This window comes from Methylobacter marinus A45 (genome assembly GCF_000383855.1).
GTDB lineage: Bacteria > Pseudomonadota > Gammaproteobacteria > Methylococcales > Methylomonadaceae > Methylobacter > Methylobacter marinus.
Genome location: NZ_KB912877.1, coordinates 3,480,557 through 3,502,914 on the forward strand (window position 1 = coordinate 3,480,557; position 22,358 = coordinate 3,502,914).

Sequence of the window (22,358 nt, forward strand, 5' to 3'; positions counted from 1 at the left end):
TTACAATTGGCTATTCAGTAATTCATCGATGGTGGGCAGTTCTTTGTCGGCCTTGCAGCGGGATTTGTACAGGTCAACGAATTCCATGAACGCCTGCTCAAGATCCGACAGAATGTCTTCCTCGTTGGCGCGCTCATCGGCGGGCACATCGGAAGAATCCAAATACTCTTTCTGCAGTGCTATTTCACTGTTAAGCGCAAGCGTGGCATAAATGATGGCGTTGCTGGATAGATTCTGGCTCATGGCGATGTCCTGCTTTAGGGAGTGAAATGTAGAGTCGGTAAAAAAACAGGGGCGATACAGTATCGCCCCCAGGTCTATTATTATTGTTTGGTTGGTTGTTATTATTGCTTAATCGCGTAACAACTCGTTGATGCCGGTCTTGCTGCGGGTTTTTTCGTCAACCTGCTTGATAATGACCGCGCAGTACAGGCTGTAGCTGCCGTCCGCGGAGGGCAGGTTGCCGGAAACGACAACAGAACCGGCTGGAATGCGGCCATACGTGATTTCACCGGTCATGCGGTTGAAAATTTTCGTGCTTTGGCCGATATAAACGCCCATCGAGATCACGCAGCCGTCTTCGACGATAACGCCTTCGACAATTTCCGAGCGCGCGCCGATAAAGCAGTTGTCGCCGATAATGGTCGGGTTGGCCTGTAACGGTTCCAGAACGCCGCCGATGCCGACACCGCCGGACAGATGCACGTTTTTACCGATTTGCGCGCAGGAACCGACTGTCACCCAGGTATCAACCATGGTGCCGCTGTCGACATACGCGCCGATGTTGACGTAAGACGGCATCAACACGGCGCCGGGGGCGATATAGGAACCATGGCGGGCGACGGCATTCGGTACGACGCGCACGCCTGCCTTGGCGAAATCATCGGGCGTGTAAGCGGCGAATTTGGTTTCCACTTTATCATAGTAACGCGTGTTGCCGCCTTCCATAACGCGGTTTTCGTTGATGCGGAAGGACAGCAATACCGCTTTTTTCAACCATTGGTTGACTACCCAGTCGCCATTAACTTTTTCCGCGACTCTGGCGGTGCCGGCATCGAGCATGTTGATGGTTTGTTCAACCGCGTCGCGAATCTCGGCAGAGACATTGGTCGGTGTGATTTCCGCGCGTTGTTCAAAGGCGTCGTTAATGATCTTTTCTAGTTGCAACATGTTTTTACTTTACTTTCTATGGTGTTAATGAAACTTTTAATACGCTGGGCCGCTTCCACGCATTCGTTCAACGGCGCGACCAGAGCGATGCGAACATGGTTTTGCCCCGGATTGATGCCATTAAATTCACGCGACAGGAAACTGCCAGGCAGTACGGTAACATTTTCCTGGGCAAAAAGCCGTTGCGTGAACTCGGTATCGGCAATCGGCACTTTCAGCCAGATATAAAAACCGGCCGGCGGCTGGCTGACTTCGCAAACGTCGGCAAGGATGTCGATAACGGCAGCGAATTTTTCGCGATACAGGCGCCGGTTTTCCTGCACGTGGCTTTCATCCTGCCAGGCTTTAATGCTGGCTTGCTGCGACGGCAACGGCATGGCGCTGCCGTGATAGGTGCGGTACTGAAAATACTGCTGCAGGATGCCGGCATCGCCCGCGACAAAGCCCGATCTCAAGCCGGGCGCATTGGAGCGCTTGGACAGGCTGTGGAAAACCACACAGCGCTTGAAAGCGGCATTGCCCATCGCATAAGCGCTTTCCAGCAGCCCTGGCGGCGGGTTGGCCTCGTCGTCGTAGAGTTCGCTGTAGCACTCGTCGGAAGCAATGACGAAATCGTATTTTTCCGCCAGCCGGAGCAGTTTTTCATGGCTGGCCCGATCCATGACCGAGCCGGTCGGGTTGCCGGGCGAGCAGATATAGATCAACTGGCAGCGTTGCCATATCGCCTCCGGGACCGCATCAAAGTCGGGTAAATAGCCGGAATCTTCCAGGGTATTCAGGTAATACGGTTCGGCACCGGCCAGCAGGGCCGCACCTTCATAAATCTGATAGAACGGATTCGGCATGATCACGACCGGACAAGCTGTTGTGTCGGAAATGCTCGCATCAATCAGACATTGGGCAAATGAGAATAACGCCTCGCGCGTGCCACTGACGGGCAGAACCTGTGTTTCAGGGTCAAGCCATTCGGAGGGAATGTTAAAACGCCGGCCCAGCCAGTCAGCGATGGCCGCCCGTAATTCAGGCAGGCCTTTAGTGGTCGGGTATTTGGACAGACCATGCAGATGCGTCAGCAGGGCTTCCTGAATCAGATGCGGCGTGGCATGCGCGGGTTCGCCGATAGACAGGGCGATATGCTCCTTGTTAGCGGGCGGAGTTATGCCTCGTTTGAGTTGCGCAAGCTTCTCAAACGGATAGGGATGCAAGTGTTTTAAATGCGGAGTCATCGATTAGTTGCAACGGGGTTGTTTGCCCATCGACCGGGCTTGCTGGAACAGGCCCATCGCGTTAGGCATGTGCTGGTTCAAGTCCTGAATACGGGTGCTGTGCGAGGGGTGGGTCGACAGAAATTCAATGGATTGGCCTTGCGAGGCCTGATCCATTTTCTGCCAGAGGCTGATGCTCTGTCGCGGGTCAAAGCCGGCTTTGGCCATCAGGTCGACACCGATAATATCGGCCTCGCTTTCATGCGTGCGACTATAGGGCATCAATACACCGTATTGCGCGCCAACGCCTAACAGGCCGATCGCGGTCTGGCCTAAAGCGGTTTGCGGCGCGGTGACGGCCTGGATGAGCGCCATGCCCTGGCTGACCGCCATCTCCTGCGATACGCGTTCGTTGCTGTGCTTGGCCAGTACATGGCCGATTTCATGACCGATCACGGCGGCCAGTTGATCCTGGTTATCGACCAATTGGATCATGCCGGTATGCACGCCGATTTTATTGCCCGGCAGGGCAAAAGCGTTGGGAGACGGATCATCAAAAACCACGACTTCCCAAGCGCCGCCTGTTTCACGCGTAAGGGCTTGAGTGATGCAATTGGCGATCTGTACATGGCGGGCATTGTTGCTGACGGGTTTTTCCTGTTTTATCGAATCAAACGCTTGCAGACCCATTTGGTTGATTTGCGCATCGGGCATGAAAACAAGCTGTTTTCTGCCGGTGGGGCTGACAGCGCAGGCCGCTAACAAGGAAGCAATGACCAGAACAGATAATTTTTTCTTCATAAACTAATGATCGGTAGTTTGAAAAGTCGACCATTCTAACTTAATTTTTATCCGAGGTTTAAAAATGTCAGTCAGGATGGGGCTGGAGTCTATTTCAGGATTTTTGCAAACATGGTTTCATAATCCGCCCTGGACATGACGCCGCTGATGCCCGTGCGTTGATGGGAGGCGTCGAAGAAATAGGTTCTGGGCAATTCGCCGTACCATTTGGGATCAATTTCAAAACGCAGCTTTTGGGCGTTCTCGTCCGCGAATACCCAGTTGTCGATTCCGGTCAATTGGTTTTTCCCCAGTATCTGCTGAATTTGATCGGTGTCGTCCACCGTATCGGCCGCCAGCATGATCATTTTCAGGTCCGGGTTTTCTTTATGCAAGCTGCTTAACAATTCCATGTCTTTCAGGCAGGAAGAGCAGGTAATCGACCAGATGACCAGCATGAAGGGATGATCGGCATTGTTGGCCAGTATCTGTTGATAGCTGCCGGGCGCAAAGGGCTGCAGTTGCGGCTGTTCGGCGCGCGCGGACGAGGTGAATGCGATTGCCAGGATAAGCGGTAGGGAGGGGAAAAGTTTTTTTAGGAACATGATCAAATCTCTATAAAGTGGTGGCCGACATCATTCGATGTCCATGACAGGAATATTTTTTCGCCATTACTGACCAATTTGGGGTGGCCGGACTTGGCGCTGGAATTAAGGATCTTTCTGTCCTTACTCCACGTGAGTCCGCGGTCGGTTGATTCTTTGATGACAATATCCGTGGCATTGCCGTCAAATTCTACCCAGGCAAGCACGACGCGCGAGCCCAGCGCGATTACATCCGGGTGGCCGGGCAGGTGCCCGGTATTGCCCAGGGACATGGGTTCCGACAGGGTTTTGCCAAGATCGTCGGTATGCGCGTAATAAATGCCCTGGCGCTTATCGCCCAAGGTGAACCAGGCTAAATGAGCCCGGCTCTGGGTGTCGATGGACAGGGCCGGGCCGTGCTCGGGGCAGGCGTCGATTTTCCAGTCGTCATGCGTGGTGCGTTGCGGTTTTGACCACTGTCCGTTCTGTGTCATGGTTATTAAGGCATGGTCGCGAGTACCGTCCGGAAACACCATGCGTACAAGGATAACCGGTTTTCCGCCGGGCGAAAATGTAATGGCCGTCCGGCAACAGGAGCATACGCCGCCGCTGATAAACCGGTTGCTGAATTCGGCGGTAGCCGGTTCGTCAGTCACCGCATAGTAAAGCGATAGGGCGCCTGCGGCTGAGTGGTGGCTATGCCGGTCATCGCGTGCATCATGCCAGAACGTATAAATGTTATTGTTGTTATCCACCAGCATTTGGTCCATGTAATGCATGGCGGAATCGGCATGATCGCTGATGAGGACCGGTTTGCTGAAGGTTTGGCCGTTATCGTCGGAGTAGCTGAAAAACGATGTCGATTGTTGCTGCTCATCCGCATAGTAGAGGACATGAATCCGGCCGGATGCGCTAACGGTGATGGCGGGAGGGTTTTCCGGCCAGGTGCTGATTTTTTGGATGTTGGAATTGATTTTGACGGGATTGCCGTAAGTTTTACCGTTGTCGGTCGAGGAATCGACGAATACGGCGTTATCGGTCGGTATCAATCGCCACAAACGGCCGTCGGGTCCGAAGCTCACTGAGACTGTCGCGTTCAAGGCCCGTTTGGCGGGATCGTCAGCGTTAACATCCTTTGCGCTTGAATGGCAACCACTAGCAAGCAACAGGCCGAAAAGAAATGTCAGGGCTATTTTGTAACAGGGTCTCAACATGCGTTTTGCGTGGCTTTTAACAGTATGGCTGAAATTGAGCGTTTTTCGCGCCAAAACAAATCAATCGGAATGAATTATAGTGGGGAATGGCGGTTGAAAGCCAGCGATTAACGTTACAGCGGCTTTAATCGGGAACCATGGCGGTGTGATGTCGGAGGCTCCCGCACGGTATAATGCGTGAAAGCCGGCGTATGCGGAATTTAAACCGGCTGGCAATATATATACAAGGAATGCCATGTATATTAACCCAGTAATAAGGTAGAATAATTGCCATTTTCCCGGCGGCATGCGCGGTCGAGCATAAAAGCCATAGTGAAGGGCATGGCCGCAAGCAATGCTGGGCAATAACGATTTACATGTATGAAAAAGAGGATAGCGCGTGATTGAAGTAACTGAAGTACCAAGTCCTTTTTGCGGTATTGGAACGGATGACCTGACAATCAGGGTTGACGGCGTATCGTTGAAAGTGGTTGAAAATGGCTGCCCGGTCAATACGCCTGCTTTTGAACAGGCTATTACCGATACCAGTCCCCGGGTTGACGGCAAGGATGTCAGTCTCGATGCCGCCGTGGCCAAGGCCGCGGCATTGTTAAAAGGCACGAATCAACCGGTTATCGGCGGCTGCGCGACCGATGTCAACGGCATGCGGGCCTTGCTGGCATTGGCAGACCGGTGCGGCGCCGTGGTCGATAACATGAATTTCAATGCAACCCGGCGCAATTTGCTGGCCCTTCAGGATTCAGGCTGGATGACGACCACGCTGGCGGAAGTGAAAAACCGTTGCGATTTGTTTTTGGTTGTCGGCGCCGATCCTGAAAGCTTCGCTCCACGCTTTTTCGAGCGCTACCTCTGGAATCAGGAATCCATGTTTCTGGAGGATACCGGCAACCGCGAGGTTATTTATTTAGGCAAAGCCCCTTCCGGTAATGCCTCCACCTCGCCCAAAGGGCAGAAAGCCCAGGTCTTCGAATGCGGGATGGAAGACTTGCCGGAACTCGTGGCGGTATTGAGAGCCCTGGTTAAAGGTCAGCCTATCCGGGCTGAATCGGTAGGCGGCATCGCTGTCGCTGATTTACAGGGCATCGCCGACAAGCTGAAAGCGGCAGGCTACAGTGTCGTGACCTGGGCGGCCAGTGCGCTGTCTTACGATCAGGCTGAGCTGACCGTGCAGACATTGTCGGAAATGATCAAGGACATCAATGACCTGAACACCCGCTGTTCCGGCTTGCCGCTGGGCGGCAAGGAGGGCGATCAAACCGCCAATCAGGTGTGCGGCTGGACCACGGGTTATCCGGCGCGTACGCGTTTTTCCAAAGGCTTTCCTGAATATGATCCTTATTTGAACGATATCGAAGTGATGACGGCCAATGGCGAAGCCGATGCGCTGGTGTGGGTGCAGGCGTTTAATGTTAATGCCGTGCCGCCGGCAACGGACTTGCCGACCATAGTCATCGGCCGTTCCGGCATGACCTTCGCCAAAGAGCCGGATGTGTTTATTCCGGTCGGCACTCCCGGTATCGATCATGCCGGCCATGCGTATCGTATGGATAACGTGGTCGCGATTCGATTGAAAAAATGTCGCGATTCCGGGCTGCCCAGTACGTCTGACGTGCTGAACGCCATTGAACAAGCTTTGTAGGTAAGAATATGTTGATAAAATTAACAGGTGGAACTGTCTATGATCCTGCCAGCGGTATCGATGGCAAGAAACAGGACATCTACATCAAGGACGGGCGTATCGTCAATCAGCCGGGCCCGGATGTCCAGATTGATAAGGAATATGACCTGAGCGGCAAGGTAGTCATGTCCGGCGCGATCGATATGCATACACATATCGGCGGCGGCAAGGGCAATATCGCCAGAACCCTGCTGCCTGAAGACCATCGCATGGATCCCGTGCATCGCACCGATGCGACGCGTTCCGGCACGGGCCATGCCATGCCCAGCACCTTTGTAACCGGCTACCGTTATGCCGAGATGGGCTATACCGCCGGCTTCGAACCTGCCGTGCTGGCGGTCAATGCGCGTCAGGCGCACATGGAAATGGCAGACATTCCTATCCTGGATAAAGGCGGCTACGTCATGCTGGGCAGTGATGATTATCTGCTGCGCATGCTGACCGCCAAGAAGGACCAGAAAGCGATCAATGACTATGTGGCCTGGACACTGCAGGCGGCCAAGGGCATCGGCATCAAGGTCGTCAATCCAGGCGGCATCAGCGCCTTCAAGTTCAATCAGCGCAAACTGGACCTGGACGAGAAAAACAGCCACTACGGCGTCAGCCCGCGGGAAATCCTGCAGGTGCTGGCCACGGCGGTCAAACAGCTGGGCATCACGCATCCGCTGCATGTGCACGGCTGCAACTTGGGCGTGCCCGGCAACATGAATACCACGCTGGACACGATCCAGGGTATCGGCGGCCTGCCCATGCACTTGACGCACATTCAGTTCCACAGCTATGGCACGGAAGGGGATTTCAAATTCTCCTCGGGCGCGGCGCAGATTGCCGAGGCGGTCAACAGAAACAAGAACATCACCATCGATGTCGGGCAGGTTCTGTTCGGGCAGACCGTTACCGCATCGGGCGACAATATGCGTCAGCATGCCAACCATAAACATGCCAGCCCGAACAAATGGGTGTGCATGGATATCGAATGCGATGCGGGCTGCGGCGTTGTGCCGTTCAAATACAAGGATCAGAACTTCGTCAATGCCCTGCAGTGGGCGATCGGTCTGGAAACCTTCCTGCTGGTCGATGACCCGTGGCGTATTTTCCTGACCACCGACCATCCTAATGGTGCGCCGTTTACCAGCTATCCGCATCTGATCCGTTTGCTGATGGATAAGAGTTTCCGTAACGACATGCTGGCGACGATCCATCCGGAAGCGCAGAAAATGACCACCTTGGCGTCGATAGACCGCGAATACAGCCTGCAGGAAATCGCGATCATGACGCGCGCCGGCGCGGCCAGACTGATCGGTCTGCAGGATCGCGGCGGTCTGAGCGCCGGCAACTGGGCCGATATTACCGTCTATACCGATAATGCCGACCGCGAAAAAATGTTCGCCAAGCCGGATTATGTCTTCAAGGACGGCGAATTGGTCGTCCGGGACGGCACGGTAGTTCATTCCAAGTGGGGCACAACCCATATCGTTAAACCGGATTGGGACCCATCGATAGAGAAAGATTTACAGAAATATTTTGACCGGTTCCTTACTATGAAAGTCGGTAACTTTAAAATCAGCGATGATGAATTCACGGACATTGGCCGCGGCAGCTTGACTGCGCATCCGCTTAAAGGGGAGGTGGCATGATTATTAATGGTGTAGCAATTGATGCGACCTTTGCCGAAGCGTTCCCGATGAAAGCGACACGCGCTATCATCACCGCGCAAAATGAAAAATGGGCCATGATTTCCGCCCAGGCCATGACCGGCTTCGCCACCTCGGTGATTGCCTGTGGCTGTGAGGCCGGTATCGAGCGGGTGCTGGACCCTTCCGAAACGCCGGACGGCCGTCCGGGCGTTTCGGTCATGATCTTCGCCATGGGCGGCAAGGGCCTGGCCAAACAGCTGGAAACGCGTGCCGGGCAGTGCGTATTGACGTCGCCTACCTCGGCGCTGTTTGCCGGCATCGAGAGCGATAAAAAGATTCCGTTGGGCAAAAACCTGCGTTATTTCGGCGACGGCTTCCAGGTATCGAAACTGATTGACGGCAAGCGCTACTGGCGCATACCGGTCATGGATGGCGAGTTTCTGGCTGAAGCCACAACCGGGCAGGTTGATGCGGTAGGCGGCGGCAACTTTCTGGTGCTGGCCAAATCGCAGCCGCAGGCGCTGGCCGCCTGTGAGGCCGCGATTGAAGCCATGCGCAAAATTCCCAATGTCATCATGCCGTTTCCGGGCGGCGTCGTGCGTTCCGGATCCAAAGTCGGATCGAAATACAAGGCGTTGGGCGCATCCACCAATGACGCCTTCTGCCCGACCTTGAAAGGCATGACCCGGACTGATCTGTCGCCCGAGGTTGAGTCGGTTATGGAAATCGTAATCGACGGTCTGACCAAGGAAGATATTGATAAAGCCATGCGCGTCGGCATACAGGCGGTCTGCGATTTAGGTGCCGAAAACGGCATCACGCGCATCAGTGCGGGTAACTACGGCGGCAAGCTCGGACCGTTCCACTTTCACTTACAGGAGATTATGGCGTGAGTGCTTTAACATTTTCACTGATACACCGGCCGGATCAGCGTGTGGATATGTCGCCGCTGGTCTGTCATTTGCTCAAGGACATGGAGCCTGCGCAAATTGCCGCCATTGAGCTGCAAAGCGGCAAACGCAAAATCCGGGTGGATGAATTGTTCAAGGTTTCCGGTTCCGACACTCAGCAGATCGTCATCGAAAACAGTTTCGGCAAGCTCGATTTTATCGGCAAGGAACTCGACGGCGGCAGCATTAAAGTCGAAGGCGATGCCGGTGCTTATCTGGGATTGGGCATGAAGTCCGGCGAGATTAGCGTAATGGGTAATGCCGGCATCTATGCGGCTTGTGAAATGAAAAAAGGTTTCGTGACTATTGCTGGCGATGCCGGCGATTTTCTCGGAGCAGCCTTGCCGGGCAACAAAATGGGCATGAAAGGCGGTACGGTCCTGGTTAAGGGTAATGTCGGCGAGCGGGCGGGAGACCATATGCGCCGCGGCAATATTCTTATCGAAGGCAATGCCGGTGATTATTGCGGGTCCAGAATGACGGCCGGGACGATTGCCGTCATGGGCAAAACCGGCAGGAATCTGGGCTACGCCATGCGCCGCGGCACCTTGCTGTTATGGAATCAACCCGTGTTACCGGCAAGTTTTAATGACTGCGGCGCGCACACGCTGGCTTTTTTGCCTATACTGTTTACATCATTTAGGAAACTCAATTCCAAATTTGCCGATGCTTCCGTGGCATTTAATCGCGTACAGCGTTATGCCGGCGATATGTCGGAAATCGGCAGAGGCGAGGTATTAATTAAAATAGGATAAAGCCGTCGGTATCCTGTTTCAGCAATAAATGCAAAAAGCCCCGATTTTCGGGGCTTTTTGTTGGTCTGAACCCTAGCTCTTAGACGGTAAGATTATATTCAAAATACCCAGGGCGCTATGCTGAAAAATCCTCTTGATGGCTGTATTGGCAATATTATTGAAGCAATGGCAAGCTTGATGATCTTTGTCGTCAGAACGAGGTTTGTTTTGTGTGTTTTACTGGCGGGGGCTTTTTCCGACGCATTCGCCGAACCTGTTCATATACAATTGCGTTGGCACCATCAATTCCAGTTTGCCGGTTATTACGTGGCGCTGGAAAAGGGTTTTTATCGTAAAGCCGGACTTGAAGTAATACTTGACGCCGGTTCGCCGGATAAAAAGCCGGTTCAGCGAGTGCTTCAGGGGCGTGCCCAATATGGCGTAGCCAATAGCGAACTGTTGCTGGAGCGGCTGCGCGGTGCGCGGCTGGTGGCATTGGCCGCTATTTATCAGCATTCTCCGTCCGTATTGCTGGCGCGAAAGGACGCCGGCATTCTTTCCCCGCATGATTTAATCGGCAAGAAGGTGATGTTGATGGACAAAGTCGTTGATGCCGATTTTTTTGCCATGATGCATAATGAAGGCATCAGCATGGCGGATCTCCATGTCATTCCGAGCAGTTTTAATATTCAGGATCTGGTTGACGGAAAAGTTGTCGCTTTTAACTCGTATCTGAGCAATGAGCCTTATTATTTGAAGCAGCATGGTGTCGATTATACGGTCCTTAATCCGCGTAACTACGGGGTGGATTTTTACAGTGATATTCTCTTTACAACCGAAAGTGAAATAAAAAAACATCCAGGCAGAGTTAAGGCATTGCGCGATGCCAGCCTGGAGGGGTGGCGTTATGCTATGGATCATCCTCAGGAAGTGATTGATTTATTAGTGAACAAATATAAGGTGAACAAATCCAGGGCGCATCTGGAATTTGAAGCCCAGGTCATACGGCCCTTGATCGTGCCGGATTTGATTGAGATGGGCCATATGAATCCCTGGCGCTGGCAGCATATGGCGAATACTTTTATGCAAGCCGGTATGGTCGAAAATGACCAGGCCTTGAATGGTTTTATGTATGATCCTGATTTTAAAGTTGACCGGGAGCAACTATGGTTATATTCGGAAATTTTTTTAGCCATAGCAGCGGTGGTGGTTTTCGTTATTATAGCCTTGTCCATTTCCTATAGAACCGCAAGGAGAGAAATTCGCTTGCGTCTGGCCGCTGAAGAGGAGATCAGGAAAATCGCCTATCGTGATATGTTGACGGGTCTCGATAACCGCCACCATCTGTTTGTGCTGGCGGATCAATTTTTAAAAATGGCTCAAAGAGACTGTTACAAGGTTGCCGTTTGCTTTATTGATCTGAATCAATTCAAAGATATAAACGATACGTTAGGTCACAAGGCGGGCGATAAAGTGTTGGTGCATGTGGGGCAGACGTTACGAAATTTTATTCGTCAATCGGATGTGGCGGTCCGCTTCGGCGGTGATGAATTTATCTTATTGCTTAACCACGTCAAAAATAGGGAAGATGTCACGATGACATTGGTGAAGATACAGCAGGCTATCGGTCGTCCGGTCGACTATCAGGATAAACAGTTACATGTATCGGCAAGCATGGGCGTGGCTTTTTATCCCGATGATGGTACTGATATTGATGCGTTGATCGATCTTGCGGATTCGAAAATGTATCGCGTGAAGCTGGATTGCAAAAGACCGATGGAACTTTAGAATTAATAAACCAACTATACGACAAAAGCCCCGGTATTGCCGCGAGGCTTTTGCCAAAACAGTGTGGCTTTAGATTTTGCCGTCCAGACCCATCTGAAAATATTTATGGGTGATTTTATCCTGATTTTCCAGTAACCAGTCTATATCGGGCGTATTGGTCATTGCCTTATGGATGGCTTGTGCCGTGGCTTTGCGATGGATGTCGAACAAAATTTGATGGTCCAGATTGTCATCGGTGGACACGCTTGGGTTTAACCAGACTGAACAGATGATGCCCAGATCATTGGCTTTTTCTTTTGGGATGTCGCCGGCGCGAACCGCGTCAAGAACACCGTTAGCAATCGCCGCCTGCACCGTGCCCATCAGAATATTGGTGTAACGGTTGTTGTTGACTGTAACTTTGCTGACCATCAAGGTAACGGGGCGAACCTGAATGTCGGTATTCAAAATGGCGAACACCTTTGAGTGGCCTTTAGCCTGGTTGCCGGTCAGTGTGGCTAAGGCAGTGCCGACAGGGCCGTCTAATTCACCGATGATGATCTCAGGTTCCGCGGCTGTGCCGGGAGGACCGCCTGCAACAAGGGCTTCACCGGTACGGAATACGATTCTTTCGCTCATGTATCTCTCCAAAAACTTAAAATACAAATTTCAGTTCGACGTAGAATAACACAATTTAGCTTTGTTTTTGAATGGAATGATGGCACCAGTATTAACAACGACCAGCCACGACAGAGATGTGGCTGGTTTAAAGTATGTCTATCCGGTACTCTCCAGGCGTGCGGGAGGGTTATCTATCGGAATTAATTTCAATACCAATAATGCCTGTAATTGGCGATGTATTTATTGCCAGGTTCCCGGCTTGAAGATCGGCGCGGCGCCTGAAATGGATTTTCAGTTGCTGGAAGACGAGTTAAGGTTTTTTCTTGAGGATGTGCTCAAGGGGGATTTTTATGAGCGTTTCCAGATACCGGGCGACAATCGTGTTATCAAGGACATTGCCATTTCCGGCAATGGAGAACCAACCAGTTTAAAAGAATTTGACAGGGCGGTGGCGCTGATCGGCAAGATTGCGACTGAGGCAGGGGTTTTGCCCCGGAGCAATTTTGTATTGATCACTAACGGCAGCCTGGTGCATCAGCTTAAAGTCCAGAATGGCTTGAAGATATTAAAAGCTTATGGCGGGGAGGTCTGGTTTAAGTTTGATAGTGCAACCGAATCAGGAAGGCGGCTGATTAATAATGCCGGGCAGAGTTATAGGGTCAGTCTGGAAAATTTAATGCTTTCGGCAAGGCTATGTCCCACAAAATTACAGACCTGCTTGCTGGATTATAAAAAACACGGCTTATCGGCAAAAGAAAGGCAGGCCTATCTGGATATGCTGAAGACAATCAAGGAGCATATAAGCCTGAAAGGCATTATGTTATATACGATAGCCCGGCCTTCCTTGCAGCAGGAAGCGGGTATGCTGGAGAAATTGCCCGCGGAAACGTTAAATGCCTTTGCCGACGAAATAAGATGCCTGGGGTTTGATGTGTCAGTCAGTGCTTGATTCCTAAGAGAGGTATTCGGCAAGGCTTCCAAGGGGCGGTTTCAAGTGGTTCAACCGCTAGTATGCTTCCTGTATCGCGGTTTTTTTAGTCCGGAATGGATTTAATTTTACTGGCAGGGGTTGAATTCCGTTATGCCGACACTATTAAGTAAGCTAATTGCGCTGATGGATTGAGGAATACTTAAATCTTGGCTTTTCGGTTTTTAGGTTGATTTTGTCCGGGCATCGTCATGCGTTAGTCATTAAATGTCGCAATTTTATGCCGAATGGGATGCGAAACTGTGTATTAAGATTGATGTGGAATATATTTTAAATTTATGGCTTGTTGTATTTGCGGAATTGAGGCTATAATGCCGCGTTCATTCAACGTGCGAATGTGGCGGAACTGGTAGACGCGCTGGATTTAGGTTCCAGTAGGTTTCCTGTGAGAGTTCGAGTCTCTCCATTCGCACCACTAAATTCAAATATTTACATATAAAGTTAATGATGCCTGTCGTTAACTTATTCAGATCTTTGAGCCGTTTCCGGTATCCTAATATAAAATTCATCTATAAATTATTTGAGGTAAAGAAATGCAAGTTTCTGTCGAAAAGACATCAGAATTAAGCAGAAAAATGACTGTTAGCGTGCCTGAAGAGGTTGTCCAGGAGAAAATGGCGGCGCGTTTAAAGTCGTTGGCGCGCGAAGTTAAAGTCGATGGCTTTCGTCCAGGCAAGGTGCCTCAGAATGTTGTTAAAAAGATGTTTGGCGATAGAGTCCGGGGGGAAGTTGCCGGGGATCTGATTCAGTCCACTTATTTTGAAGCGTTGCAGGATCAGAATTTAAAGCCTGCCGGTCATCCGCATATACATCCGTCAAACGACACGGAAGGCTTTAAATATACCGCCGAGTTTGAAGTTTATCCTGAGATATCGCTGGAAGGCGTGGATCAAATCGAGGTGAAACGCCCTGTTGCCACTGTCGAGGAAGCCGATGTTGACGACATGATCGAAAAATTGAGAGCGCAAAAGAAAACCTGGACCAAGGCAGAGCGCGCATCACAGGAAAATGATCGCATAACAATCAATTTCTCTGGCGTTGCCGATGGTGAAAACTTTACTGATGGTAAAGTGGAAAATTATCAGGTCGAAATCGGCGCGAAACAAATGATTCCCGGCTTTGAAGACAATCTGATCGGTCTTGAGGCGGGCGCTGGCAAGACCTTTGAAGTGTCTTTTCCTGAGCAATATGGCAATGAGAAGTTGGCGGGTAAAGCGGCTGAGTTTGAGATTGAGGTCATTGCGGTCGAAGAGCCTGTATTGCCTGAAATCGATGAGGCTTTCATTAAGGCGTATGGTATTGAAGAAGGTACTTTGGAAGCTTTCCGTGAAGATGTTAAAAATAACATGGAAAGGGAGCTCGAGCAGGCTTTGCGTGGCAAGCTGAAAAATGCCGTCATGGATGCTTTGTACGAAAAAATTCAGATTACCGTGCCGAATACGCTGGTCGACCAGGAAGTCGAAAATATGATGAAGCCTTATATAGAAACCGCTAAAAGGCAGAAAATGAAGTTGGATGACCTGCAGCTGCCCAGGGATGCATTTGAAGATCAAGCCAGGCGTCGTGTGGCTTTAGGGTTGATCCTGGGCGAAATCATTCAGAAAAACGATATTAAAATTGACGCGAATAAAGTACGATCCGCCATTGAGGATATGGCAAAAAGTTATGAACATCCTGAGGATGTGATTAAATGGTATTATTCAGATGAAAGTCGTTTGGATGATGTCAGGCAAATGGTGCTGGAAGATCAGACTGTCGAATGGCTGGTCGCCCAAGCAAACGTATCTGATGAGATTATGAAATTTGATGATGTGATGAGTAAACAACAAAGGTAAGGTTTGGAATGTATAAATTGAATCAAGCAATGGCTCCTGAGGCCGCGGGTGGATTAGTTCCCATAGTTATTGAGCAAACCGCTAGAGGCGAGCGCTCTTTTGATATTTATTCAAGGCTATTAAAGGAGCGGGTGATATTTTTGGTTGGTCAGGTGGAAGATTATATGGCCAATCTGGTTGTAGCCCAGTTGCTTTTTCTGGAATCGGAAAATCCGGACAAGGATATTCATTTATACATTAATTCTCCAGGCGGATCAGTGACTGCGGGTATGTCGATCTATGACACGATGCAGTTTATCAAGCCTGATGTCAGCACCATGTGTATCGGTCAGGCGGCCAGCATGGGGGCATTGCTTCTGACCGGCGGCGCGAAAGGCAAACGGTACTGCCTGCCTCATTCAAGAATGATGATTCATCAGCCGCTGGGTGGGTTTCAAGGGCAGGCATCGGATATTGATATTCATGCCAGAGAGATTTTGTCAATCAGGGAAAAACTGAACAAAATCCTGGCCAACCATACTGGCCAGCCGATAGAAAAGATCCAGGTGGACACGGATAGGGATAATTTTTTGAGCGCCAATGATGCTGTTAGCTATGGACTCATCGATAAGGTATTGTCGAGTCGAATGATTGATTCTGATAAATAACGGTTGGTATTTTTTTGTATTTCGATATATTCTTTGCTTCATCGAAAGTAAAAGAACATCAGTTACTGGATGTTTGCAGGAGTCTAATTTATGAGTAATGACAAAAACGGCAAAGACGACGATAAACTGCTTTATTGTTCTTTTTGCGGTAAAAGTCAGCATGAAGTCAGGAAGCTTATTGCGGGACCATCGGTTTATGTGTGCGATGAATGCGTGGAGCTTTGTAACGATATCATAAGAGACGAATTGCAAGACGACTCTTCTTCCTTTGGTGGCGAATTGCCTAAACCGAAAGAGATAAAGCAAGAGCTTGATGAGTATGTCATCGGGCAGGAAAGCGCGAAAAAGATTTTGGCCGTCGCGGTCTATAATCATTATAAGCGCTTGCGCAGCAAGTCAAAAAAAGATGGTGTCGAATTAGCAAAGAGCAATATTTTATTAATCGGGCCTACCGGTTCAGGAAAAACGCTGCTGGCTGAAACCTTGGCGCGTCTGTTGGACGTCCCTTTTACTATTGCGGATGCCACCACGCTGACAGAAGCAGGTTATGTCGGGGAGGACGTAGAAAATATCATTCAGAAGATCCTGCAGAAATGCGATTATGATGTAGAGAAAGCCGAAACCGGCATTGTTTATATCGATGAAATCGACAAGATCTCCAGAAAGTCCGATAACCCGTCGATAACGCGTGATGTTTCCGGTGAAGGCGTGCAACAGGCCCTGCTTAAATTAATTGAAGGCACTATCGCTTCCGTTCCACCCCAAGGTGGCCGTAAGCACCCACAGCAGGAGTTTCTGCAAGTCAATACCGCCAATATCCTGTTTATAGTCGGCGGTGCATTTGCCGGACTGGATCGTATCATTAAGGATCGTTCGGAAAAGGGCGGCATAGGCTTTTCGGCAGAGGTTAAGGCAAAGGATGAAACTAAAAATGTCGGTCAGCTCTTTGCTGAAGTTGAGTCCGAGGATTTGATCAAGTACGGATTGATTCCGGAATTTGTCGGTCGTCTACCGGTGATTGCCACGTTGGAAGAACTTGATGAACAGGCCTTGGTCCAAATATTGACTGAACCTAAAAATGCATTGATTAAGCAATATAAGCATTTGTTTGAGATGGAAGGCGCTGAGCTGGAATTCAGAGAGGATTCCTTGATCGCCATCGCTCGTAAATCCATGGAAAGAAAAACCGGCGCTCGCGGCTTGAGGACTATCGTTGAAAATGTGCTGCTGGATACTATGTATGAATTGCCATCATCGGAAAATATCTGCAAGGTGGTCGTTGATGAAGGCGTAATTTTGGGTGACTCCGAGCCTATTTTGGTTTACGAAACCGAAAAGAAAAAGGCTTCGTCCGAATCTTGAGGTTTATACGGGATAGAAAAAAAAGGGAGCTTTATTTTTAGCTCCCTTTTTTTTGCGCTATAGTTAGCCAAAAGACTGTGAATCAAGGGTTGATCCCTTGCTATTTTAATTATCGTCCCCATATCCTTTTTTCAAAAAATTGCTAAAGGTTCCAGTTATGGAAACGCACAAAATGACAGAGATACAACAAACAGATGTTTTGATTCCGGTATTGCCGCTCAGAGACGTCGTGGTTTATCCGCATATGGTGATCCCCTTGTTTGTCGGCAGGGAAAAATCCATTGACGCTTTGGATGCTGCTATGAAGGACAACAAGCAGATCTTATTGGTTGCCCAGAAAGAAGCTGAAATTGATGAGCCGGATTTTACCGATCTTTATCAGGTCGGAACCTTGGCCAATATTCTGCAATTGCTGAAATTGCCGGATGGCACTGTCAAGGTTTTGGTGGAGGGCAGTCAGCGCAGTAAAGTCCTGTACTATAAAGAAACAGAGAGTTTCTTTTCCGCGTCCGTGGTAAAAATTGATGATATTTTAACTATATCTGAACGAGAGCAAGAAGTATTGCAGCGAACGGTGATCAGTTCGTTCGATCAATACGTCAAATTGAATAACAAGATACCGCCGGAAGTTTTGAATTCTCTCGCCGGGATTGATGATCCCAGCCGCCTTGCCGATACCATGGCAGCGCATATGACGCTGAAGGTGAATGAAAAGCAGGCGATTCTGGAAACCGCGGATATTGCAAAACGCCTGGAAAGCCTGATGACTCAGATGGAAGGTGAAGTCGATCTGCTGGAAATGGAAAAAAGAATTCGCGGGCGCGTCAAGCAACAAATGGAGAAGAATCAAAAGGAATACTATCTGAATGAACAGATGAAGGCGATTCAGAAAGAATTGGGCGAAATGGATGATGTTGCCAATGAAATTGAAGAGCTGGAAAAGAAAATCGAAAGTGCCGGCATGTCCAAGGAAGCCAAGGTAAAGGCCACGGCGGAGCTTAATAAGCTGAAATTGATGTCTCCGATGTCCGCGGAGGCAACCGTGGTGCGCAATTATATTGACTGGATGGTCAGTGTGCCCTGGAAGAAAAAGACCAAGGTGCGACATGATTTAAAGCTTGCCGAGCACGTGCTGGAAACGGAACATTATGGCTTGGACAAGGTTAAGGAGCGCATTCTGGAGTATCTGGCGGTGCAACAACGGGTGAAACAGCTCAAAGGGCCTATACTGTGTCTGGTTGGTCCTCCGGGGGTAGGGAAGACCTCGCTGGGTGAATCCATTGCTCGAGCCACTAACCGCAAATATGTGCGCATGGCCTTGGGCGGGGTGCGGGATGAAGCGGAGATTCGGGGGCATCGGCGAACCTATATCGGTTCCATGCCGGGCAAGATTTTGCAAAATCTGGCTAAAGTGAATACCCGGAATCCGATGTTTTTACTTGATGAGATTGACAAAATGGCGGCCGATTTTCGGGGCGACCCCGCTTCCGCATTATTGGAAGTGCTGGACCCCGCGCAGAATCATACGTTTTCAGACCATTATCTGGAAGTGGATTTTGATTTGTCCGATGTCATGTTTGTCGCGACGGCCAATACGATGAATATTCCGCCGGCTTTGTTGGACCGCATGGAGGTTATACGTCTTGCCGGCTATACCGAAGATGAAAAGATTAATATCGCCACGCGGTATTTGATTCCAAAGCAGATTAAAAACAACGGCCTGAAAGAGCGGGAAATTGAAATTACCGAAGAGGCTGTCAGAGACATTATTCGTTATTACTCTCGAGAAGCCGGAGTGCGCAGTCTTGAGCGGGAAATTTCGAAAATCTGCCGTAAAGTGGTCAAGGATCTTTTACTGAAGCCGAGCAAAGCCAAAGTTGAAGTTAATCCTGAGAATCTGAATAACTATTTGGGCGTTAAACGGTTCCATTATGGTCTTGCGGAAGAAAAGGATCAGGTTGGGCAAGTGACCGGTCTGGCCTGGACGGAAGTGGGCGGCGAATTGTTGATGATAGAAACGGCGGTCATTCCCGGCAAAGGCAAGCATTCTTCCACAGGCAAACTTGGCGATGTCATGAAGGAATCGATTGAAGCGGCGATGACTGTGGTCAGAAGTCGTTCCGAAATTCTGGGTATCGATCATGAAGTGTTTCAGAAAAATGACATTCATATTCATGTCCCTGAAGGGGCAACCCCGAAGGATGGTCCTAGCGCCGGCATAGGCATGTGCACCGCGATTATTTCGGCGTTGACTAAAATACCTGTACGAGCAAGCGTAGCGATGACGGGCGAAATCACATTGCGTGGCGAGGTATTGCCTATAGGTGGATTGAAAGAAAAGTTACTGGCCGCGCACCGTGGCGGCATAACGACGGTTCTTATTCCCGCGGAAAATGAAAAAGACCTGGTTGAAATTCCTGAAAATATCAAGGAAAACCTCGATATCAAGCCTGTCCATTGGATAGATGAGGTGCTTGAAGTGGCGCTACAGTACATGCCCACCCCAAGCAATAAGAAAGAAGCCGAAAAACAGGGTAAAAGTGAGTCTGATTCGGGGAAGCTAAAAAAACGAGGTCTGGTAACCGCTCATTAAAAACATTGCGGTTTGCCTGAAAACCGGTGAAACCGCAAAAATCATGGCTTCCGGGGGCTTTAATGCTTGACACTGCCTAAGAGCTATTGATATAAATACCGGGCTTTCTTGTGTTGCCGGGAATCGCGCATAAGAACCATACACTGGTTGTGCAGAATACAATTTTAAAAAATACTTCCTAAGGGGGAATGATGAATAAATCAGAACTAATCGATGCTATTGCAGAGTCTTCTGAATTGACAAAAGCGGACGCTGGACGTGCTTTAGATGGTTTCATTAGTGCAGTTACAGCTGCTTTAAGTAAAGGTGATTCTGTTGCTTTAGTTGGTTTTGGTACATACTCTGTCAAGGAAAGAGCAGAGCGCAAAGGCCGTAATCCGCAAACAGGTGAAGAGATTACAATTAAATCTGCGAAAATTCCTTCATTTAAAGCTGGTAAATCTTTAAAAGATGCTGTAAACTAGTGCTTCTTTAGTCGGGTGCTTAGCTCAGCTGGGAGAGCATCGCCCTTACAAGGCGAGGGTCGGGGGTTCGAACCCCTCAGCACCCACCAGACTTTGGAGTGGTAGTTCAGTTGGTTAGAATACCGGCCTGTCACGCCGGTGGTCGCGGGTTCGAGCCCCGTCCACTCCGCCAAATTAAAGCCCCGTACCGGCATGGTTCGGGGTTTTTTTTTGCTTGAATTTTAGCCGTTTTCTTTAGGATAGAGCGTATGCTGACAAAAATTAGAGAAAAAGCGCAAGGTGCTTTTGCATGGGGCATTTTGATAATAATTTGCGTGCCTTTTGCTTTATGGGGTATACAAAACTATTTGGGTGCAGGAAAAGAACCTCCGGTTGCTTCCGTAGGCGATAGGGAGTTTTATCAGCAGGATGTCAATAGGGCATATGAACAATATAGCCAGAATCTTCAAGGAATGAACATTGATGAACAAATGCTGAAGGCACAGGCTTTAGAGAAGTTGATAAAGGATGAGGTTTTATTGCAGTACGTACACGCGGAAGGCCTTGTTACCACCGATAATAAGGCGCGTGAATTTATCAAATCCCTGGAATATTTCCAGGTGGACGGTAAGTTCGATGAGAAACAATATAAGGCTTTATTGAATTCACAGAGAATGACATCCGCCGAGTTTGTCAGCAGAATCAAGAATGCATTGATGATGGAGCAATTCCAGCGCAGCATTATTGATAGCAGTTTTGCGACTCAATATGACGTGGAAAGCTTTTTTAAAATCCAGAACCAGCAGCGCGATGTTGATTATGTGATTGTCCCGGCTCAACAACCGGCCGAGCAGCCTTCGGAAGAAGAGGTAGCGGCTTATTACCAGCAGCATCAAGACTTATATAAAGTGCCTGAGCAAGTTTCCGTTGAATACGTAGAGTTGTCACTCGACGACATTGCTAAAACCATCGAAGTGACGGATGAAAAGCTAAAAGCGTTCTATGAAGAGCAAAGGGATCAGTATACGACTCCGGAACGCAGAAAGATCAGTCATATTCTGTTTGCCATCAATGACAAAACCGATGAAAAAACCGCATTGGAAAAAGCGTTGCAAGCAAAAAAAGAACTGGCCGACAAGGACTTCAGCACTTTAGCGGCAGAGGTTTCGGACGATAAATTGACAGCCAAAACGGGCGGCGATTTAGGCTTGTTTACTGCCGGTACCATGGAGAAGGAATTTGAAGAGGCCGCAAGCTCGTTGCAGCTTGGTGAAGTGTCGGAACCGGTCAAATCACCGTACGGCTACCATTTGATTAAAGTGACCGAATTAGTGCCCGGTGAGGTGAAGTCTTTTGAAGCGGTTAAAGCGGAATTGACCAAGTCTTACCAAAAGGCCCAAGCGGAAAATGCTTTTTATGAATCCGGCGAGACGTTAAGCGAAATGAGTTATGAAAACCCTGATAATCTGCAAACGGTAGCGGATGCATTAGGCTTAACCATAAAAAAATCGACATTGTTTACGAGGGATAATGGCGAAGGCATTGCCGGCGACCCCAAAATACGCAGTGCCGCGTTTTCCGAGGACGTGCAGCAAGGCAATAACAGCACGCCCGTGGAGTTGGGCGACGACCGGTTAGTGGTATTACGTATGCTGGAACACAAGGTAGCGGCTACGCGTGATCTGAGTGAGGTCAAGCAGGACGTTATAGCGGCTTTGTTAAGGGATAAAGCCAAGCAACAGGCCACTGAAAAAGCTCAGCAGGTAAAATCCCGTTTACAAGCCGGTGAATCAATTGATGCAGTTGCCGCGGAAAATAAGCTTGAAGTCAAAAAAATGACCGGAATCACGCGAGGCGATCGCGAATTGCCCTGGCAGTTGAATCAGGCCATCTTCAAGGCTGCCCACCCCGTTGGCGGCAAACCAACCATCTTTACCACCGCATTGCCTTCCGATGATCAGGTGGTAGCCAGTCTGTCGAAGGTCAAGGAAGGCGTCATGACCGAAGATGACAAGAAGCAGCTCGAATTGGCAACCAAGAATATTGCCAGAGCCTTTGGCCAGAATGAGTTCAGTGCGCTCTTGAACAGCTTGCAGGCAGAAGCCGATATTTCGGTAAAGCCCCAGATCCAGGCTCAAAACTAGGCTTGG

General features: G+C 49.6%; 19 protein-coding genes and 3 tRNA genes. 15 read left to right on the forward strand and 7 right to left on the reverse strand.

Going from position 1 to position 22,358, the window contains the following annotated elements:
- The 6 genes from METMA_RS0116570 to METMA_RS24880 all read right to left on the reverse strand — a co-directional run bounded on the left by METMA_RS0116570 (position 1) and on the right by METMA_RS24880 (position 4,821).
- Positions 1 to 243 carry a hypothetical protein gene (locus METMA_RS0116570; RefSeq protein WP_020160231.1) on the reverse strand — a complete coding sequence of 81 codons (243 nt, stop codon included), beginning with the start codon at positions 241 to 243 and terminating at the stop codon, positions 1 to 3.
- A gap of 108 nt (positions 244 to 351) precedes the next feature.
- Entirely contained in the window at positions 352 to 1,167 is an 816-nt protein-coding gene (gene dapD, locus METMA_RS0116575) for a 2,3,4,5-tetrahydropyridine-2,6-dicarboxylate N-succinyltransferase (RefSeq protein WP_198014698.1), read from the reverse strand.
- On the reverse strand, positions 1,158 to 2,396 hold the full coding sequence (gene dapC / locus METMA_RS0116580) for a succinyldiaminopimelate transaminase (protein ID WP_020160233.1): 1,239 nt from the start codon (positions 2,394 to 2,396) through the stop codon (positions 1,158 to 1,160). The genes dapD and dapC overlap by 10 nt, the downstream gene beginning before the upstream one ends.
- Before the next feature lie 3 nt (positions 2,397 to 2,399).
- Positions 2,400 to 3,176, reverse strand: coding sequence for a M48 family metallopeptidase (locus METMA_RS0116585; RefSeq protein ID WP_020160234.1), 777 nt, complete (start codon positions 3,174 to 3,176; stop codon positions 2,400 to 2,402).
- 89 nt (positions 3,177 to 3,265) lie between these two features.
- Positions 3,266 to 3,760: a TlpA family protein disulfide reductase gene (locus METMA_RS0116590; protein WP_040590627.1), complete on the reverse strand. Its 495-nt coding sequence runs from the start codon at positions 3,758 to 3,760 to the stop codon at positions 3,266 to 3,268.
- Positions 3,761 to 3,762: 2 nt separating this feature from the next.
- A complete protein-coding gene (locus tag METMA_RS24880) occupies positions 3,763 to 4,821 on the reverse strand; it encodes a sialidase family protein (RefSeq protein WP_051114362.1) in 1,059 nt (352 codons plus the stop codon).
- Positions 4,822 to 5,332: 511 nt separating this feature from the next.
- On the opposite strand from METMA_RS24880, the gene METMA_RS0116600 reads away from it, so the two are divergent.
- From METMA_RS0116600 to METMA_RS0116620, 5 genes are all read left to right on the forward strand, one after another.
- Positions 5,333 to 6,592 carry a formylmethanofuran dehydrogenase subunit B gene (locus METMA_RS0116600; RefSeq protein WP_027147400.1) on the forward strand — a complete coding sequence of 420 codons (1,260 nt, stop codon included), beginning with the start codon at positions 5,333 to 5,335 and terminating at the stop codon, positions 6,590 to 6,592.
- 8 nt (positions 6,593 to 6,600) lie between these two features.
- Positions 6,601 to 8,268, forward strand: coding sequence for a formylmethanofuran dehydrogenase subunit A (locus tag METMA_RS0116605; protein WP_020160238.1), 1,668 nt, complete (start codon positions 6,601 to 6,603; stop codon positions 8,266 to 8,268).
- A complete protein-coding gene (gene fhcD / locus METMA_RS0116610) occupies positions 8,265 to 9,161 on the forward strand; it encodes a formylmethanofuran--tetrahydromethanopterin N-formyltransferase (RefSeq protein WP_020160239.1) in 897 nt (298 codons plus the stop codon). Before METMA_RS0116605 ends, fhcD begins: the two co-directional genes overlap by 4 nt.
- The gene (locus tag METMA_RS0116615) at positions 9,158 to 9,973 is read left to right on the forward strand and encodes a formylmethanofuran dehydrogenase subunit C (protein ID WP_020160240.1); all 816 of its coding nucleotides are present in this window, start codon (positions 9,158 to 9,160) and stop codon (positions 9,971 to 9,973) included. The genes fhcD and METMA_RS0116615 overlap by 4 nt, the downstream gene beginning before the upstream one ends.
- A gap of 177 nt (positions 9,974 to 10,150) precedes the next feature.
- Positions 10,151 to 11,740, forward strand: a complete 1,590-nt coding sequence (locus tag METMA_RS0116620) for a GGDEF domain-containing protein (RefSeq protein ID WP_232216446.1) — start codon at positions 10,151 to 10,153, stop codon at positions 11,738 to 11,740.
- A 69-nt stretch (positions 11,741 to 11,809) separates the two neighbouring features.
- Here the strand turns inward: METMA_RS0116620 and fae are convergent, their stop codons facing one another.
- The gene (gene fae, locus METMA_RS0116625; protein WP_020160242.1) at positions 11,810 to 12,358 is read right to left on the reverse strand and encodes a formaldehyde-activating enzyme; all 549 of its coding nucleotides are present in this window, start codon (positions 12,356 to 12,358) and stop codon (positions 11,810 to 11,812) included.
- A 79-nt stretch (positions 12,359 to 12,437) separates the two neighbouring features.
- Here fae and METMA_RS0116630 point away from each other — a divergent pair, with 79 nt between their 5' ends.
- The 10 genes from METMA_RS0116630 (at position 12,438) to METMA_RS0116680 (ending at position 22,352) form a co-directional block, all read left to right on the forward strand.
- The gene (locus tag METMA_RS0116630) at positions 12,438 to 13,289 is read left to right on the forward strand and encodes a radical SAM protein (protein WP_027147402.1); all 852 of its coding nucleotides are present in this window, start codon (positions 12,438 to 12,440) and stop codon (positions 13,287 to 13,289) included.
- Positions 13,290 to 13,659: 370 nt separating this feature from the next.
- Positions 13,660 to 13,743: transfer RNA gene (locus tag METMA_RS0116640), tRNA-Leu, on the forward strand.
- 118 nt (positions 13,744 to 13,861) lie between these two features.
- Complete coding sequence (tig, locus tag METMA_RS0116645; protein WP_020160245.1) at positions 13,862 to 15,163, forward strand: trigger factor; 1,302 nt, start codon at positions 13,862 to 13,864, stop codon at positions 15,161 to 15,163.
- Between the two features lie 8 nt (positions 15,164 to 15,171).
- Entirely contained in the window at positions 15,172 to 15,810 is a 639-nt protein-coding gene (gene clpP, locus METMA_RS0116650; protein WP_020160246.1) for an ATP-dependent Clp endopeptidase proteolytic subunit ClpP, read from the forward strand.
- A 90-nt stretch (positions 15,811 to 15,900) separates the two neighbouring features.
- Positions 15,901 to 17,172 carry an ATP-dependent Clp protease ATP-binding subunit ClpX gene (gene clpX / locus METMA_RS0116655; RefSeq protein WP_020160247.1) on the forward strand — a complete coding sequence of 424 codons (1,272 nt, stop codon included), beginning with the start codon at positions 15,901 to 15,903 and terminating at the stop codon, positions 17,170 to 17,172.
- A gap of 157 nt (positions 17,173 to 17,329) precedes the next feature.
- A complete protein-coding gene (lon, locus tag METMA_RS0116660; RefSeq protein WP_020160248.1) occupies positions 17,330 to 19,765 on the forward strand; it encodes an endopeptidase La in 2,436 nt (811 codons plus the stop codon).
- 191 nt (positions 19,766 to 19,956) lie between these two features.
- Entirely contained in the window at positions 19,957 to 20,229 is a 273-nt protein-coding gene (locus METMA_RS0116665; RefSeq protein WP_020160249.1) for an HU family DNA-binding protein, read from the forward strand.
- Between the two features lie 13 nt (positions 20,230 to 20,242).
- Positions 20,243 to 20,318, forward strand: a tRNA-Val gene (locus tag METMA_RS0116670).
- Between the two features lie 6 nt (positions 20,319 to 20,324).
- A tRNA-Asp gene (locus METMA_RS0116675) sits at positions 20,325 to 20,401 on the forward strand.
- A 76-nt stretch (positions 20,402 to 20,477) separates the two neighbouring features.
- Positions 20,478 to 22,352 carry a SurA N-terminal domain-containing protein gene (locus METMA_RS0116680; protein ID WP_020160250.1) on the forward strand — a complete coding sequence of 625 codons (1,875 nt, stop codon included), beginning with the start codon at positions 20,478 to 20,480 and terminating at the stop codon, positions 22,350 to 22,352.
- Positions 22,353 to 22,358 lie beyond the last annotated feature (6 nt).